Here is a 15,988-nt window from a genome sequence, read left to right as displayed (position 1 = left end):
ATTCCACGGTCTCATGCACCGACCGGGCTGACGCGCGTGGATCAAATGCCGCCCATGCACATGTATTTGATCACCATGTACTCGTCGATCCCATAGTGCGAGCCTTCGCGGCCCACGCCCGACTGCTTGACGCCGCCGAACGGTGCGACTTCATTTGAAATAAGGCCGGTGTTGATGCCGACCATGCCGTACTCGAGCGCCTCCGCGACACGCCAGATGCGACCGATGTCGCGGCTATAGAAGTAGGCGGCGAGGCCGAACTCGGTGTCGTTCGCGAGTTCGACCACTTCCTCATCGGAATGGAAGCGGAAGAGGGGCGCGAGTGGCCCGAACGTTTCATCGCGCGCGAGCAGCATCGATGGCTTCGCATCGGCGAGCACGGTCGGCTGGAAGAAGCCGTGACCGAGCGCGTGGCGCTTGCCGCCGGTCAGCACGCGGGCGCCCTGGTCGAGCGCGTCCTGAATATGGCTCTCGACCTTCAGCACCGCGGCTTCGTTAATCAGCGGACCTTGCGTCACGCCTTCGCTAGTGCCGCGGCCGACCTTCAGTTGCTTGACCGCATCCGTCAACTTCGCCGCGAACGTTTCGTAGACGCGGTCGTGTACATAGAAGCGATTGGTGCACACGCAGGTTTGCCCGGAGTTGCGGTACTTCGACGCGATGGCGCCCGCCACTGCTTCGTCGATATCCGCATCGTCGAACACGATAAACGGTGCATTGCCGCCTAGTTCGAGCGACAGCTTCTTGATGGTCGGCGCGCACTGCGCCATCAGCAGGCTGCCGACCGGCGTCGACCCGGTGAACGATAGTTTGCGCACCAGCGGGTTGCCGGTCATTTCCGCGCCGATCGTGCGCGAGCTGCCCGTCACGACACTGAACACGCCCTTGGGCACACCCGCGCGTTCGGCCAGCACGGCCAGTGCAAGCGCGGACAGCGGGGTCGCGTCGGCCGGCCGCACGATCATCGGGCAGCCGGCGGCCAGCGCCGGGCCGACCTTGCGCGTGATCATCGCCGCCGGAAAATTCCACGGCGTGATGGCCGCGCAGACGCCGATCGGCTCCTTCGTGACCACGATGCGGCGATCGCTGGCGACGGTCGGAATCACGTCGCCGTAGGTGCGCTTCGCTTCCTCGCCGAACCATTCGATAAACGATGCGGCGTACTGGATCTCGCCTTTCGCTTCGGCAAGCGGCTTGCCTTGCTCGGTCGTCAGGATCAGCGCGAGATCGTCGAGGTTCGCGATCATCAGGTCAGACCACTTGCGCAGAATCGCGCCGCGTTCCCTGGCCGTTTTCTTGCGCCATGCGGGCCACGCGCGATGCGCCGCATCGATCGCGCGGCGCGTTTCCGCCTCGGCCATCTTCGGCACGCGCGCGATCACCGTTCCGCTCGCCGGATCGGTCACGTCGAAGGTTTGTTGTGTGTCGGCGTCTTGCCACTCGCCGGCGATGTAGCACTTCGTTTGCAGCAGCGAAGGATCTCTGAGCTGAATAGTGGTCATGGTGTCGATGTGTTGTGCAGGTGGGGCAGGCTGGCCACGGCGTCAGGCGGCTATGCTGGCGGTTTCCTTCAGCACGTCTTCGAGAATCGCCAGCGCCTCGTCGAACACCTTCTCTTCGATCGTCAGCGGGAACAGGAAGCGGATCACGTTCGAGTAGACGCCGCAGGCGAGCAGCAGCAGCCCGCGCTCCAGCGCGCGCGTCTGCACGCGCTTCGTAAAGGCCGCGTCCGGTTCGTGCGGCGCCCCCGGCTTGCTGAATTCAACGGCGATCATCGCGCCCGGGCCACGGACATCGGCGATTTGCGGCACGCTCGCGCGCAGTGCGGTCAGCTTCGCCTTCAGGCGCTCGCCGAACGCGGCCGCGCGGTCGCACAGTGCCTCGCTATCGATGATGTCGAGCACCGCGTGCGCGGCGGCGATGGCAAGCGGATTGCCCGCGTAGGTTCCGCCGAGACCGCCCGGCGCGGGCCCATCCATCACGTCCGCGCGACCCACGACGCCCGACAGCGGCATGCCGCCCGCCAGGCTCTTCGCGATCGTCATCAGATCGGGCACGATGTCGTAGTGCTCCATCGCGAACAGCTTGCCCGTGCGCGCAAATCCGGTCTGCACTTCATCGGCGATCAGCAGGATGCCGTACGTGTCGCACAACGCGCGCAAGCCGCGCACGAACTCGGCCGGCGCCGGATAGAAGCCGCCTTCGCCTTGCACCGGTTCGAAAATAATCGCGGCGACGCGCTGCGGATCGATGTCGGCCTTGAACAGGTGCTCGAGTGCCTTGAGCGAGTCGGCGGCTGTGACGCCATGCAACGGATTCGGAAACGGTGCATGAAACACATCCGAAGGGAACGGGCCGAAGCCGACCTTGTACGGCGCGACTTTGCCGGTCAGCGCCATGCCCATCATCGTGCGGCCGTGAAAGCCGCCGGTGAATGCGATCACGCCCGGCCGGCCGGTTGCGGCGCGCGCAATCTTGATCGCGTTTTCAACGGCTTCGGCGCCGGTCGTAAAGAAGGCGGTCTTCTTTGCATGCTTGCCGGGCGCCCGCGCGTTGACCTTTTCGGCGAGTTCGACATACGACGCATACGGCACGATCTGATACGCGGTGTGCGTGAAGCGGTCGAGCTGTTCGCGAAGCGCCGCGACGATCTTCGGATGCCGGTGACCCGTGTTCGTTACCGCAATGCCGGCCGCGAAGTCGATAAAGCGGCGGCCCTCGATGTCCCACAGTTCCGCATTCAGCGCGCGGTCCGCATAGAAGTCGCACATCACGCCAACGCCACGTGGCGTCGCGGCATTCTTGCGTTGTTGCAGGTCAGCGTTGCTGGCACTCATCACTCCTCCTGGGTCGTCCGGTTTGGGTGGGCTGCGTCCGCGGCGGGGCGCGAGCGATTGATGTGGCCGACTATAATCAGCTTTGGCTCCTGGTTTGAGAGCCATCTTTGTAAAAATGAAGGAGCCAATCTTGCGGGCCACGATGTTGTCCGACTGGCTGGCGCAACGGCTCGATCGCCGCGGCGATCAGCCGTTGTACCGGCAACTGCACCAGCTGCTGCAGCAGGCCATCCTGTCGCGCGAGCTGGCAGCGGGCACCCGGTTGCCGTCGTCGCGCTTGCTGGCGCTCGAGTTGGACGTCGGGCGCAATACGGTCACGCAGGTCTACGAACAGCTCGTGCTGGAAGGGTATGTTTCAGCGGCGACCGGGCGAGGCACGTTCGTGATGGATACGTCGCCGGACGAAATCGTCGGCGTACCAGAACACGCAGTCGATCTGTTGCGGGGCGCGACGCGGCGTGCGGCGGATTGGCGGGGTGACACGGGTAGTGCCACGCTCACGACGCACGGGGTGGCAGGCAGCGGCGTGCCGCGCGACGAGCAGTCCGCGTGTACCGGGTGGGAGGCGTCGGGCTCGACGGCGCAGCCAACGCGGCACGCCATGTCGCAACACGCAGCACCTGAAACGCCGGCTTTGCCTATGCGTCGCTCGCTATCCGCGCGCGGCCAGCGCCGGCTCGCGGGCGCCGGCGTGTCGAAGCGGCAGTGGGGCGCCTTCATGCCTGGCGTGCCGGACGTCACGCGATTCCCGGCGCGCGTCTGGAGCCGCTTGCAGAACAGGTACTGGCGGCGCGCACGGCACGACCTGCTGACCTATGCACCGGGCGGTGGCTCCGCACTCTTGCGGCATGCATTGGCCGACTATCTGCGCGCGTCGCGCTCGGTGCGTTGCACGCCGCAGCAGGTGGTGATCACGACCGGCATTCATCAGTCGATCGATCTGGCGGTGCGGCTGTTATCCGACCCGGGCGATGTGATCTGGACCGAGGACCCGTGCTATTGGGGTGTGCGCAGCGTGTTACAGGTATCCGGGCTGCAACTGCGGCCGATCGCGGTCGATGATGAAGGCATTAATCCGACGCCTGCCGATCTCGCCCAACCACCGAAGCTGATGCTTGTCACGCCATCGCATCAGTACCCGCTAGGCATGGTGATGAGCCTCGCGCGACGCCGCATGCTGCTCGAGTATGCGCGGCAGACCCAGTGCTGGATCATTGAAGACGATTACGACAGCGAGTTCCGCTACGGCAGCCGGCCGCTCGCGTCGCTGCAGGGACTCGATACCACGGGACAGGTGATCTACGTCGGCAGCTTCGGCAAGACGCTTTTTCCTGGGCTGCGTGTCGGCTATCTCGTCGTACCCGAAGCGCTCGCGGAAAGCTTTGCCACGGCGAGTGCTGAACTGTATCGCGAGGGGCAACTGCTGCAGCAGGCCGTGCTGGCCGAATTTATCGCGGAAGGGCATTTCGCGTCGCATATCCGCAAGATGCGCACGCTTTATGGACAACGTCGTCAACGATTGCTCGACGCCGCCGCGCAGCGCCTGGGCGACGCGTTTGCGGCGGTCGGCGGCGATGCGGGGCTGCACCTTGTGATGCCTTTGCCCGAAGGCGCCGACGATCGCGCTGTGGCCAACGCGGCGCTGGAGCGCAACATTATCGTGCGGCCGTTATCCGGCTACTACGCCGATCCGTCGCACGCGTCGGCCGGCCTGCTGCTCGGCTACGCATGCGTGCCGGACGACGAGATCGCTCTGGCTTTCGACACGCTTGCGCAGTCCATTGTCGCGACGCTGCCGCAATTCGCCTGAGCGCCACGGCTGCGCGATTCGCACAATGCGTGGCACTGCCAATTTCATTTTCCGCACGACCGGACTCGGGTCGCTTTCTCAGGGTTAACTACTATTCGACATCATTTTTGGCGGGGTATATTGCATCCACAGATACAAATATCCACTCTTACAAAATCTTTTCATGATGCGTATCAGTCGTCGACATGACAGAAGCGCAACGGCGCGTACAAGGTCCATTCAACGGGCGGGGCGCCGGAAAAGCACTGGCCTGGCGAGCGGTGCGTCATCGCTCGCACCACGTTCACGCGAGGACGCCGTCTGACGATGAACACTCCTACGCATTCCCTGCATGCCCGTTTTCCCGCGACGGCCGAAGAAGAGGCGTACGCGTATGTGCTCTATCGCATCCGGATGGGCACCTACAAAGCGGGCGACCGTCTGATCCCCGAAGAGATCGCCGCTGAAATCAACACAAGCCGCATGCCGGTGCGCGAAGCGTTCCGCCGGCTTGCGAGCGAAGGGCTGGTCGTGATCCGGCCCAATCGGGGCGCGCTTGTGCGTGGCCTCGATGCGGACGAAATGGAAGAGGTGTTCTGCATGCGCGGCGCGCTCGAAGGACTTGCCGCGCGCATGGCCTTGCCGAAGATCACGCCGGAACACATCGCGGAGTTGACGCGCCTGATCGACGTGATGGAGCGCCTCGAACCGGATGTTCAGCAGTGGGTGACTGCGCACCGCAACTTTCACGAGTACCTGTGCCAGCTATGCGGCCGCCGCCGCCTCATTGCACAGATCGGCGGGCTGCATACCGTGATGGAGCCGCATATGCGTCTTTGGCTGGAACTGGCCGACAAGCCGATGACGTCTCGCGACGACCATATGACGATCATCAGCGCGATCAAGGCTGGCGACCCGCTGCTGCTCGAAGCGGCGGTGCGCGAACATATCGAGGCAACCGTACCCGCATTGCGCGACTGGATGACGACCGATAGCTAACGATATTTGCCGTGATGTGATAGCCGATTTTTATATCGGTAAGGTGTACTACTCAATAATGCGTTTTCTATCTGATGATTTCAAGCTGTCATTTTCAACGGGATCCCCTATTTAGAGCATCGATATGAGACGAGGCATGAAGAAATACCTGTTGCTGATCGCCATCGCGCTGGGCGCGATCAACGCGCATGCAAAAGAATGGAAAGACATCCGCATCGGCTACGAGGGCGCCTACCCGCCGTTCTCGTCGATCCAGCCCGACGGCAAGCCGGTGGGCTTCGATATCGACATGATTCACGCGCTGTGCGCGCAAATGCATGCGAACTGCACGCTGGTGCAGATCAGTTGGGATGGTCTCATTCCGGCGCTGCAGGCGGAAAAGATCGATGCGATCGTCGCGTCGGTGGCGATTACCGCCGAGCGCAAGCAGAAGGTCGCGTTTACCGAGAAGTACTACAACACGCCGCGTCGGCTCGTGGTCGCGAAGAACAGTTCGATCAAGGATGCGAATCCGGTCGAACTCAAGGGGAAGCGCGTCGGCGTGCAGCGCGGCACACTCGGGGACAAGTATGCGAGTGCGTACTGGGTGCCGAACGGCGTTCAACTGGTTCGCTATCCGACGCAGGACGAAGTGTTCCTCGACCTGCGTTCCGGACGTATCGACGCCGCGCTGCAGGATGCGACGGCCGCGTACTCCGCGTTCCTGACGAAGCCCGAGGGCGCCAATTACAAGTTCGTCGGCGCGCCCATCGTCGGCACGACGTCCGAGCAGAAAACGCTGCTGGGCGAGGGCTACGGCATTCCCGTTCGCAAGTCCGACGACGATCTGCGGGTGCAGTTCAATCAGGCGATCGAAGCGATTCGCGCTAACGGCGTCTACCAATCCATCGAAAAGAAGTATTTCGACTTCGACATCTACTGATCTCGCCGCCAGCCGGCAGCGCCGTACCTGCCTGCCGGTTTCGTTGCATGACAGAAGAGCCTGACGAAGATCAAAGGGATTGCCATGTCCGACCTGCAGGACTATTTGCCGGCGTTGATCAGAGGCGCCGGGCTCACGCTCGTGCTTGCCGTGTCGTCGGTCATTCTCGCCGTGTGCGTCGGGATGGCGGGCGCGCTGGCGAAACTGTCGAATTCACGTTCGCTGGTGTCGATGGCCACCGCCTATACGACGCTGATTCGCGGCGTGCCCGAATTTGTGATGATGCTGCTGGTGTTTTACGGCGGCCAGATCGTCCTCAACCGAATCTGCGCTGCGTTCGGCTTTCACGCGCCGGACGTCAACGCGTTCGTGACCGCCGTATTCACGATTGGCCTGATCTTCGGCGCGTACTACACCGAGACATTCCGCGGCGCGATTCTGAGCGTGCCGCGCGGCCAGATGGAGGCTGCCCGCGCATACGGCTTTTCTGGATGGCTCGCGTTCCGCCGCATCCTGTTTCCACAGATGATTCGTCTCGCATTGCCCGCGGCCGTCAATAACTGGCTCGTGCTGCTGAAGACAACGGCCATCGCTTCGCTGATCGGTCTGCATGACGTGATGTTTATCGCGGACCAGGCCGGCCGCACGACGCAGGCGCCGATGACCTTCTATCTCGCGGCATGTGTCGTCTATCTGCTGGTGACCTCGGGTTCGACGGCGTGCCTTGCACGGACGCGTGTGAAATTGAACCGCGGCGTGCGTGAAGGGAGACCCCACTGATGAGCTACGACGAACTCGCCCAACTGTTCCCGGCCTATGCAAGCGGGCTGTGGATCACCGTGCAGCTCACGGTTTACTCGCTGTGCCTTGGCCTGTTGCTTGCCATTCCGCTCGCCGTATTGCGCATTTCGCCGAACCGGTTGTTGAGCGGCCCGGTGGCGGCTTATACATGGTTCATACGTGGTACACCGTTGCTCGCGCAACTGATGATCGTCTACTACGGATTCGGCCAGTTTCAATGGGTACAGGATGCGTGGCAGCGCGGCAACCTGGTGCTGTCGCTGCTGCGCGATCCATTCAGCTGCGCGCTGATCGCGCTGACCGCAAACACCTGCGCATACACGACGGAAATCCTCGCCGGCGCATTGCGAACGACGCCGTACGGCGAAATCGAGGCCGCGCAAGCCTATGGCATGAGCCCGCTGACCGCATGGCGGCGGATTCTGCTGCCCTCCGCGTTGCGCCGCTTCATTCCGGCGTACAGCAATGAAGTCATCCTGATGCTGCACGGCACGTCGCTCGTCAGCGCGATCACGTTGGTCGATCTGACCGGAGCCGCACGCGATTTTTACGCGAACTACTACGCGCCGTTTGAGGCGTTTATTTCGGTGGGAACCGTCTATTTCGGGCTGACCTCGATCATGACGTTCGTAATCCGGTTGACCGAGCGCAGATATCTCATCCATCTGCGGCCACAGCACTTTACCCACCTTGCCAGAGGCTAGAGCGACGACTCATGAATGCACTCACTGTCGAGAATCTTTATAAGTGGTATGGCGAAAACGAGGTGCTCAAGGGCATCTCGCTGGTCGCGAAGCGCGGGGACGTGATTAGCATGATCGGCTCGTCCGGCTCGGGCAAAAGCACGCTGCTGCGTTGTATCAATTTTCTCGAATCGCCTTCGTCGGGGCGTGTGTCACTGAACGGCGCCGAGGTGAAGACCTCCGTCGACCGAAGCGGACAGATCCGGATATCGGACCCGGTGCAGTTGCGCAAGATGCGAACGCGGCTCGCGATGGTGTTTCAGCACTTCAATCTATGGGCGCATATGACGGCGCTTGAAAACGTGGTCGAAGCGCCCCGTCACGTGCTGAGGCTCACCAGGGCAGAAGCCACGGAGCGCGCGCAGCGCTATCTGGAGCAGGTCGGCATGTCGCGCTTCGCGAATGCCTATCCGACGCACTTGTCCGGCGGGCAGCAGCAGCGCATCGCGATCGCGCGCGCACTGGCGATGGAGCCGGACGCGTTGCTGTTCGATGAGCCAACCTCGGCGCTCGACCCTGAACGGGTGGGCGACGTATTGAAGGTGATGCGCGAGCTCGCGGAAGAGGGACGCACGATGATCGTCGTGACGCACGAAATGGGCTTTGCGCGTGAAGTGTCGAACCACGTGGTCTTTTTGCATCAGGGCGTCGTGGAGGAGGAGGGGCATCCCCGCGAAGTGCTGAAAACACCGAGAAGCGAGCGCCTTCAAAAGTTTCTGTGCGGTGCGATGAAGTAACGCCGTCGCACGGATCAACACAAGTGGCAGCAATCGAGCTTGAATTCATGGAAGAGACGAATCAAGGACGGCTCCAATGCAAAATCTGAAACAGAACGACATCAATTACCATCTTCACCCTTATACGAACCTGAGTCTGCATCGCGAAGTGGGACCGATGGTGATCGATCGCGGTGAAGGCATCTATGTGTATGACACGGAAGGCAAGCGCTATATCGAAGCGTTGGGCGGACTGTTTTGTGCGTCGCTAGGCTTCAGCGAACGGCGGCTGGCCGACGCGGCGGACCGGCAAATGCGCAAGCTGCCGTTCTATCACGCGTTCGGGCATAAGTCGTCGGAGCCGTCGATCCTGCTGGCGCAGAAGCTGATCTCGTTAGCGCCGGTGCCGATGTCGAAGGTGTTTTTCGCCAATTCCGGCTCCGAAGCCAACGACACCGCGGTGAAGCTGATCTGGTATTACAACAATGCGCTTGGGCGGCCGAACAAGAAGAAGATTATCTCGCGGATGCGTGCGTATCACGGCGTGACGATTGTATCGGCAAGTTTGACGGGGCTGACAAATAATCACCGTGACTTCGATTTGCCGATCGATCGGATCCTGCACACGGACTGCCCGCACCACTATCGCCATGCGAACCCGGGCGAAACGGAGGAGCAGTTCGCGACGCGCTGCGCCGAGTCGCTCGAACAACTGATCCTGAAAGAAGGCGCCGAGACGATCGCGGCGTTCTTCGCAGAGCCGGTCATGGCGTCCGGCGGCGTGATCGTTCCGCCCGCCACGTACATGGAAAAGATTCAGGCTGTGCTGAACCGCTATGACATTCTGCTCGTCGCCGATGAGGTGATTTGCGGCTTCGGCCGCACCGGCAATCTGTTCGGATCGGAAACGTATGGCATGCGCCCCGACATGATCGTGATGGCCAAGCAGCTTTCAGCCGGCTATCTGCCCATTTCCGCGCTGATGGTCAACGAGACGATCTATCGCGGGCTGGTTTCGGAAAGCGAAAAGATCGGCACGTTCGGTCATGGCTTCACGTATAGCGGTCATCCGGTGTGCGCGGCCGTCGCGCTCGAGACACTGCGCATTTATGAGGAGGACGGCATTCTCGAACACGTCAGAAGCGTGATGCCGCATTTCCACGAACGCCTGGCGGAACTCAGCAGGCATCCACTGGTCGGCGAGGCGCGTGGCTCAGGTTTGCTGGCCGCCGTCGAACTCGTCGCGAACAAGGAAACGAAGGAGCCGTTCCCGCCTGCCGAAGGGGTGGCGATTCATGCCGGCAAGTGCGCGTTGACGTATGGCGTGATCACCCGTGCGCTCGGCGATACGTTCAACTTCTGCCCGCCGCTGATCATCACGCACGACCAGATCGACGCAATGTTCGACGCGTCGAAGAAGGCGCTGGACGATACGCTCGCATGGCGCAAGTCGCTGGCTAACCGCTGATCGGGGCACGGCGATGAGAAATTTCGAACAGCCGGGGCGCTCGCTTGTCATGTCGACCGACGGCATGGCGGCGACGTCACATCCGGCGTCGACGCTTGCCGCGGTCAGGGTGCTCGAAGTGGGCGGCAATGCAATGGATGCGGCGCTTGCCGCCTGCGCGGTGCAGTGCGTCGTCGAGCCCGGTTCGACCGGCATCGGGGGCGACTGCTTTGCGCTTTACTCGCGGCGCGGATCGGACGATATCGTCGGCTTCAACGGTTCAGGCTGGGCGCCGGCTGCGGCGAACGTCGCCGCGCTTCGCTCACGCGGCGTGACGACCCTCGAGCGTCAATCGCCGCATGCGGTGACGGTGCCCGGCGCGGTCGATGCGTGGGCGATGCTTGCGCGGGATCACGGTTCGTTGCCGCTTAAGCAACTGCTTGCGCCCGCAATCAGGCTCGCGCGCGATGGTTACGCGGTCGCGCCGCGCGCGGCGTTGGATTGGGCGAATCAGGCTCAACTGCTGTCGCTCGACAAGACGAGCCGGCAGCGCATGCTGGTCGACGGCAAACCGCCGCGGGCGGGAAGCGTGCATCGGCAACCGCTGCTCGCGCGCTCGCTCGAAGCAATCGCGGAGGCGGGAGCGCGCGTGTTTTACGAGGGCTGGATCGCCGAGGACATCGTCGCCTGTCTGCGCGGATTGGGCGGGCTGCACACGATGGACGACTTCGCGCAATCTCACGGCGAGTATGTGCAGCCGATCAAGGCCAGTTTCAGAGGTTACGACGTGCACGAGTGTCCACCAAACGGACAGGGTGTGGTCGCGCTGCTGATCCTTAAGATGCTCGAAGGCTTCGACGCGAACGACGATCCGCTCGGCGCGGATCGTTTGCAGCGCGAAATCGAAGCGACGCGCATCGCCTATGCGATTCGCGACGCAGCGCTTGGCGACCCGGGCGGTCAGCCGATGGACGTCGAGCAACTGCTGGCCGATGAATCGATACGAACCCTGCGCTCGCGCATCGGCACGCAACGCATGTCGGACGGTGCGCCGCGGATGAAAACCGCGGAACACAAAGACACGGTTTATATCTGCGTGGTCGACAAGGACCGGAATTGCGCAAGTTTCATCAACTCGCTGTTCCATCCATTCGGCAGCGGCATCATGTCGCCGGAAAGCGGCGTGATGCTGCATAACCGCGGACAAAGCTTCGTGCTCGAAGAAGGTCACCCGAATGCCATCGCGCCGCACGCGCGGCCGATGCATACGATCATTCCCGGCATGGTGACGAAAGACGGCAAGGTACAGATGACGTTCGGCGTGATGGGCGGCCACTATCAGGCGATGGGACACGCGCACTTCCTGTCGAAGGTGCTGGACTACGGTCTCGACATGCAAACGGCGATCGATTTGCCACGCGTGTTCCCGCGGCCGGGCACCTTGCTTGTGGAGGCGGAGAGCACATTACCCGCGCCGGCACGCGAGGAACTCACGCGCCGTGGCTTCGAACTCGTTGCGCCGAACTGGGCGATCGGCGGCGCGCAGGCCATCCGCATCGATTGGGAAGCCGGCTCGCTGATCGGCGCGTCGGACCATCGCAAGGATGGTTGCGCGCTCGGTATCTGACATGCAGGCCGACTACAGCGGCGCTCAAAGGGGAGTCAATCCGCACCATGGAAAACCAACAGGTCTTGCGCGGCGACGGCGCGATCCGCCGTGAATCGCCATATGGTTCGTCGAAGGAAAACACGTACGCGGGGGTCGTGTCGTTTATGCGGCGCCAGTACACGAAGGATCTGACCGGCGTCGAGTTGGCCGTCACCGGCGTGCCTCTCGACATCGCGACGACGAACCGGCCCGGCGCACGTCTCGGGCCGCGCGCAATCCGGTCCGCGAGCAGCCAGCTCGGTGTGTTGTTGCCGTACCCGTGGGGCATCAATCCGTTCGACGACTATGCGGTGATTGACTACGGCGACTGCTGGCTCGACGTGCACAATCCGTCGACCGTCAAGGAAACCATCGTTGCGCATGCGCGCACGATACTCGACGCCGGCGCGAGGATGCTGACGCTGGGCGGCGACCATTACATCAGCTACCCATTGCTGGTCGCGCATGCGGAAAAGTTCGGCAAGCCGCTGTCGCTGATCCATTTCGACGCGCATTGCGATACATGGCCGGATGATCGGCCGGACAGCCTGAACCACGGCTCGATGTTCTACAAGGCGGTCAAAGAAGGGTTGATCGATGCGCAACACTCGGTGCAAATCGGCATACGCACGTGGAACGACGATTTCATGGGGATCCGCATTCTCGACGCACCGTGGGTACATGAAAACGGCGTGAAGGCAACGATCGCGAAGATTATCGACATTGTCGGCGAACGCCCCGCTTATTTGACGTTCGATGTCGATGGTCTGGACCCGGCTTTTGCGCCGGGCACCGGGACCCCCGTTCCAGGCGGCCTGTCCACGGCTCAGGCGCTGTCGATCATACGTGGCTTGACGTCAATCGATATGGTCGGCGCGGACGTAGTGGAGGTTGCGCCGGCATACGATCACGCGGACATCACCGCGCTTGCCGCGGCACACGTGACGAGTGAATTGATCTGCCTGTTCCGGCAGCGGGCGCACGAGCGACGGCAAACCTAACGAGGGGGACGCCCGCCTGTACGAGCCTCCCGAGCTGGATGCGGGTGGTCGATCTCAGCGGGAATTTCCCGCTGAAATAAAACTGAAAATAAAAGTTAGGTATACGAATTGAAAATGTAAACTGGAGTGAGACTCTGGACAGATTCTTTTGATCATGCATCGACGGGAGAGTAAAGCAATGAAGTGGGCAGCAGCGATAGCGGCGGGATGTGCCGCAGTCATATGCGGTACATCCTATGCGCAGAATTCGGTGACGCTTTACGGGATCATCGACGATTCAATCCAGTACACGCACAACACGGGTGGCGCGAGCAATCAGATCAAGTTGCAGTCTGGGCAGATGTCGATCAGTCAATGGGGCGTGCGCGGCACCGAAGATCTCGGCGGCGGCCTGAGCGCGCTATTTAATTTGCAGAATGGCTTTAACGTCAACAACGGCAATCTGAATTCCGGGCTGCTGTTCGGGCGCAAGGCTTACGTCGGGCTGGCGGGGCGATACGGCACGGTCACGATCGGCCGGCAGCAGGATACGTTGCAGGATTTCGTGCTGTCCGTTCAGGGCGATGCGTTCCTCGAATACTTCACGGCGCCCGGCGACGTCGACAACGCGGACGGCTCGGTGCGTAACAGCAATGCGGTCAAGTGGACGAGCCCGTCGTGGGGTGGACTGCAAGCAGCGGCGATGTATGGTTTGGGCGGGGTCGCCGGCTCGGTCGCTTCGGGGCAGGCGTACAACGCCGCGCTCAGTTACAGCCACGGGCCGTTGACCGTTGCCGCCGGCTACGCGCATATCGATAACGGCAATCCAACACTGTCAATGCGCGGCACGAGTAGCGCCGACAGCATTTTTCTTTCGCCGGTCAACGATGCCTATGTGACGGCAAGCGCGATCAATATCGCGCGCGCCGGTGCGACTTATGTGTTGGGATCGGTGACGCTGGGTGGATATTACAGCTACTCGGAATATCTCGCGGACGGCCACTCGACTTTCGAGTCCGCCGAGCGGTACAACAACGGGTCGGTATTTGCGGCGTGGCAGGCGACGTCCTCACTGCTGTTCGAGACGGGCTACAACATTCTGAAGTCACATGGCGATTCATCGGCCACGTATCAGCAGGTCACGCTCGCAGTGGACTACGCGCTGAGCAAGCGTACGGATCTGTACGGTACGACGAGTTACGGGCATGCATCGGGGAGTAACGGTTTGGGACCGGCGCAGGCGGTGATTTCGGACGCGTTCGTCGATGGCGGGAAGAGCACGCAGGAACTGGTGATCGCCGGTATCAGACACCGGTTCTGACGGCGGCGTTCTGACGATAAAAAGGCTGGGGCTCGATGCCCCAGCCTTCGCTTGCGAAACGCGCTTTACGCCGACATGACCGTGACGGACTTCGTCACGAGGTACGGCTCGAGCGCTTCCGGTCCGCCTTCGGAACCATAGCCCGAGTCCTTGACGCCGCCGAACGGCATTTCGGGCCACGGCGTGGCCGGCTGGTTGATCCACAGCATGCCGACTTCGAGCGAATTCGAAAGCAGGTGAACGTTGCGGAACGAGCGCGTGAACGCGTAGCCCGCGAGCCCGTAGGGCAGGCGGTTGGCTTCCGCAATCGCGTCCTCGAGCGAATCGAAACCGCGAATGGCCGCGATCGGGCCGAACGGTTCTTCATTGAACACGTCCGCGTCGAGCGGCACGTTGGTCAGCACGGTCGGCGTAAAGAAGTTGCCGCCGCCGGACAGGCGCTCGCCGCCGGTCGCAACGGTCGCGCCCTTCTCGCGCGCATTCGCGACGATGCTTGTCATGGCCGTCAAGCGGCGCGGGTTGGCGAGCGGCCCGAGCGTCGTGCCTTCGGTCAGGCCGTCGCCGAGCTTCAGGCCTTCGGCATGCTTGACGAGCTCGCGCGCGAATTCTTCACGCACGCTGTTGTGAACCAGAAAACGCGTCGGCGAAATGCAGACCTGACCCGCGTTGCGGAACTTGGCGCCGCCGGCTGCGCGCACGGCGAGGGCGAGATCGGCGTCTTCGGCGACGATCACCGGCGCGTGGCCGCCGAGTTCCATCGTCGCGCGCTTCATGTGCTGGCCGGCGAGCGCCGCCAATTGCTTGCCGACGGCGGTGGAGCCGGTGAAGGTCACCTTGCGGATGACCGGATGCGAGATCAGGAAGCGGGAAATCTCCGCGGGGTCGCCATATACGAGGCCGACCACGCCGGCCGGCACACCTGCGTCGACAAAGGCGCGCAGCAACTGCGCAGGCGATGCGGGCGTTTCTTCCGGCGCCTTCACGAGGAACGAGCAACCGGTGGTGAGCGCGGCGGACAGCTTGCGCACGACCTGGTTGACCGGGAAGTTCCACGGCGTAAACGCGGCAACCGGGCCGACCGGCTCCTTGATGACGCTCTGTTGCGCGGCGGGATTGCGCGCCGGCACGATCCGGCCGTATGCACGGCGGCCTTCGTCGGCGAACCATTCGATGATGTCGGCGCCCGACATCACTTCAATGCGCGCTTCGGCAAACGGTTTGCCCTGTTCCTGCGTCATCAGCCGGGCGATCGAGTCTGCCCGCTCGCGCAGCAGCGCGGCGGCCTTGCGCATCAGCGCGGCACGGTCGTAGGCGGGGACCTTGCGCCACACTTCGAAGCCGCGACGCGCGGCGGCGACCGCGCGCTCCAGGTCGGCGATGCCGGCGTGCGCGACCTTGCCGATGACCTTGCCGGTGGCGGGATTGGCGACGTCGATGGTTTTGCCGCTTGCGCTAGCGCACCATTCGCCGTCGATGAGCAATAGGGTGTCGGTGTAGGTTGCGGTGTCCATGTTTCTCCGGATCAGTGCGTGTTCAAAGTGTGGACGCGACCGTTGCATGAACGGCCGGACGAGGTAGATGGTGCGATGCGTACGGGCGAACCACGATTGCGCAAGCTAACAGTATAAAGAAATTTGGATTTTTCACCTGAGAGCCAATTTGTGTTCGGGTTCCGGTCCACCAGCCAGGCGGTTTGAGGTGAAGCGAAAAAGATGGGCGTGCGGGCGTCTGCTCACGATGTTTCGAATGCTTGGCAATATGCTATGTAATCCTTATTATTACGTA

At 62.4% G+C, this 15,988-nt stretch carries 13 protein-coding genes; 10 read left to right on the top strand and 3 right to left on the bottom strand.

What is annotated here, in order from left to right:
* Window positions 1-41: 41 nt before the first annotated feature.
* Together HV796_RS05380 and HV796_RS05375 are read right to left on the bottom strand one after the other, a co-directional pair.
* Entirely contained in the window at window positions 42-1,502 is a 1,461-nt protein-coding gene (locus HV796_RS05380) for an NAD-dependent succinate-semialdehyde dehydrogenase (protein WP_175225425.1), read from the bottom strand.
* A 42-nt stretch (window positions 1,503-1,544) separates the two neighbouring features.
* Complete coding sequence (locus HV796_RS05375) at window positions 1,545-2,837, bottom strand: 4-aminobutyrate--2-oxoglutarate transaminase (protein ID WP_175225424.1); 1,293 nt, start codon at window positions 2,835-2,837, stop codon at window positions 1,545-1,547.
* A 130-nt stretch (window positions 2,838-2,967) separates the two neighbouring features.
* Here HV796_RS05375 and pdxR point away from each other — a divergent pair, with 130 nt between their 5' ends.
* The 10 genes from pdxR (at window position 2,968) to HV796_RS05325 (ending at window position 14,203) form a co-directional block, all read left to right on the top strand.
* Window positions 2,968-4,647, top strand: a complete 1,680-nt coding sequence (gene pdxR / locus HV796_RS05370) for a MocR-like pyridoxine biosynthesis transcription factor PdxR (RefSeq protein ID WP_175225423.1) — start codon at window positions 2,968-2,970, stop codon at window positions 4,645-4,647.
* A gap of 306 nt (window positions 4,648-4,953) precedes the next feature.
* Window positions 4,954-5,625, top strand: coding sequence for a GntR family transcriptional regulator (locus HV796_RS05365; protein ID WP_175225422.1), 672 nt, complete (start codon window positions 4,954-4,956; stop codon window positions 5,623-5,625).
* A gap of 136 nt (window positions 5,626-5,761) precedes the next feature.
* The gene (locus tag HV796_RS05360) at window positions 5,762-6,547 is read left to right on the top strand and encodes an ABC transporter substrate-binding protein (RefSeq protein ID WP_246355708.1); all 786 of its coding nucleotides are present in this window, start codon (window positions 5,762-5,764) and stop codon (window positions 6,545-6,547) included.
* Window positions 6,548-6,631: 84 nt separating this feature from the next.
* Entirely contained in the window at window positions 6,632-7,327 is a 696-nt protein-coding gene (locus HV796_RS05355; RefSeq protein WP_175225420.1) for an ABC transporter permease, read from the top strand.
* Complete coding sequence (locus HV796_RS05350; RefSeq protein WP_175225419.1) at window positions 7,327-8,052, top strand: ABC transporter permease; 726 nt, start codon at window positions 7,327-7,329, stop codon at window positions 8,050-8,052. The genes HV796_RS05355 and HV796_RS05350 overlap by 1 nt, the downstream gene beginning before the upstream one ends.
* An 11-nt stretch (window positions 8,053-8,063) precedes the next feature.
* Window positions 8,064-8,828 carry an ABC transporter ATP-binding protein gene (locus tag HV796_RS05345; protein WP_175225418.1) on the top strand — a complete coding sequence of 255 codons (765 nt, stop codon included), beginning with the start codon at window positions 8,064-8,066 and terminating at the stop codon, window positions 8,826-8,828.
* 76 nt (window positions 8,829-8,904) lie between these two features.
* Window positions 8,905-10,275, top strand: coding sequence for an aspartate aminotransferase family protein (locus HV796_RS05340; protein ID WP_175225417.1), 1,371 nt, complete (start codon window positions 8,905-8,907; stop codon window positions 10,273-10,275).
* Window positions 10,276-10,288: 13 nt separating this feature from the next.
* Complete coding sequence (locus tag HV796_RS05335) at window positions 10,289-11,881, top strand: gamma-glutamyltransferase family protein (RefSeq protein WP_175225416.1); 1,593 nt, start codon at window positions 10,289-10,291, stop codon at window positions 11,879-11,881.
* A gap of 47 nt (window positions 11,882-11,928) precedes the next feature.
* Complete coding sequence (gene speB, locus HV796_RS05330) at window positions 11,929-12,903, top strand: agmatinase (protein WP_175225415.1); 975 nt, start codon at window positions 11,929-11,931, stop codon at window positions 12,901-12,903.
* A 178-nt stretch (window positions 12,904-13,081) separates the two neighbouring features.
* Window positions 13,082-14,203: a porin gene (locus HV796_RS05325; RefSeq protein ID WP_175225414.1), complete on the top strand. Its 1,122-nt coding sequence runs from the start codon at window positions 13,082-13,084 to the stop codon at window positions 14,201-14,203.
* A 65-nt stretch (window positions 14,204-14,268) separates the two neighbouring features.
* Here the strand turns inward: HV796_RS05325 and HV796_RS05320 are convergent, their stop codons facing one another.
* Window positions 14,269-15,714, bottom strand: coding sequence for an NAD-dependent succinate-semialdehyde dehydrogenase (locus HV796_RS05320; RefSeq protein ID WP_175225413.1), 1,446 nt, complete (start codon window positions 15,712-15,714; stop codon window positions 14,269-14,271).
* Window positions 15,715-15,988 lie beyond the last annotated feature (274 nt).

It is taken from the genome of Paraburkholderia humisilvae (assembly GCF_902859855.1).
Classification (GTDB): domain Bacteria; phylum Pseudomonadota; class Gammaproteobacteria; order Burkholderiales; family Burkholderiaceae; genus Paraburkholderia; species Paraburkholderia humisilvae.
The sequence above is the reverse complement of the archived record's forward strand: the minus strand, read 5'-3'. Positions and strand labels throughout refer to the sequence as shown.

What these genes read in the sequence shown, in the direction of transcription:
- HV796_RS05380 (WP_175225425.1), bottom strand. Translation starts at nt 1,502, where the DNA reads ATGACCACTATTCAGCTCAGAGATCCTTCGCTGCTGCAAACGAAGTGC.
- HV796_RS05375 (WP_175225424.1), bottom strand. Translation starts at nt 2,837, where the DNA reads ATGAGTGCCAGCAACGCTGACCTGCAACAACGCAAGAATGCCGCGACG.
- HV796_RS05365 (WP_175225422.1), top strand. Translation starts at nt 4,954, where the DNA reads ATGAACACTCCTACGCATTCCCTGCATGCCCGTTTTCCCGCGACGGCC.
- HV796_RS05360 (WP_246355708.1), top strand. Translation starts at nt 5,762, where the DNA reads ATGAAGAAATACCTGTTGCTGATCGCCATCGCGCTGGGCGCGATCAAC.
- HV796_RS05355 (WP_175225420.1), top strand. Translation starts at nt 6,632, where the DNA reads ATGTCCGACCTGCAGGACTATTTGCCGGCGTTGATCAGAGGCGCCGGG.
- HV796_RS05350 (WP_175225419.1), top strand. Translation starts at nt 7,327, where the DNA reads ATGAGCTACGACGAACTCGCCCAACTGTTCCCGGCCTATGCAAGCGGG.
- HV796_RS05345 (WP_175225418.1), top strand. Translation starts at nt 8,064, where the DNA reads ATGAATGCACTCACTGTCGAGAATCTTTATAAGTGGTATGGCGAAAAC.
- HV796_RS05340 (WP_175225417.1), top strand. Translation starts at nt 8,905, where the DNA reads ATGCAAAATCTGAAACAGAACGACATCAATTACCATCTTCACCCTTAT.
- HV796_RS05335 (WP_175225416.1), top strand. Translation starts at nt 10,289, where the DNA reads ATGAGAAATTTCGAACAGCCGGGGCGCTCGCTTGTCATGTCGACCGAC.
- speB (WP_175225415.1), top strand. Translation starts at nt 11,929, where the DNA reads ATGGAAAACCAACAGGTCTTGCGCGGCGACGGCGCGATCCGCCGTGAA.
- HV796_RS05325 (WP_175225414.1), top strand. Translation starts at nt 13,082, where the DNA reads ATGAAGTGGGCAGCAGCGATAGCGGCGGGATGTGCCGCAGTCATATGC.
- HV796_RS05320 (WP_175225413.1), bottom strand. Translation starts at nt 15,714, where the DNA reads ATGGACACCGCAACCTACACCGACACCCTATTGCTCATCGACGGCGAA.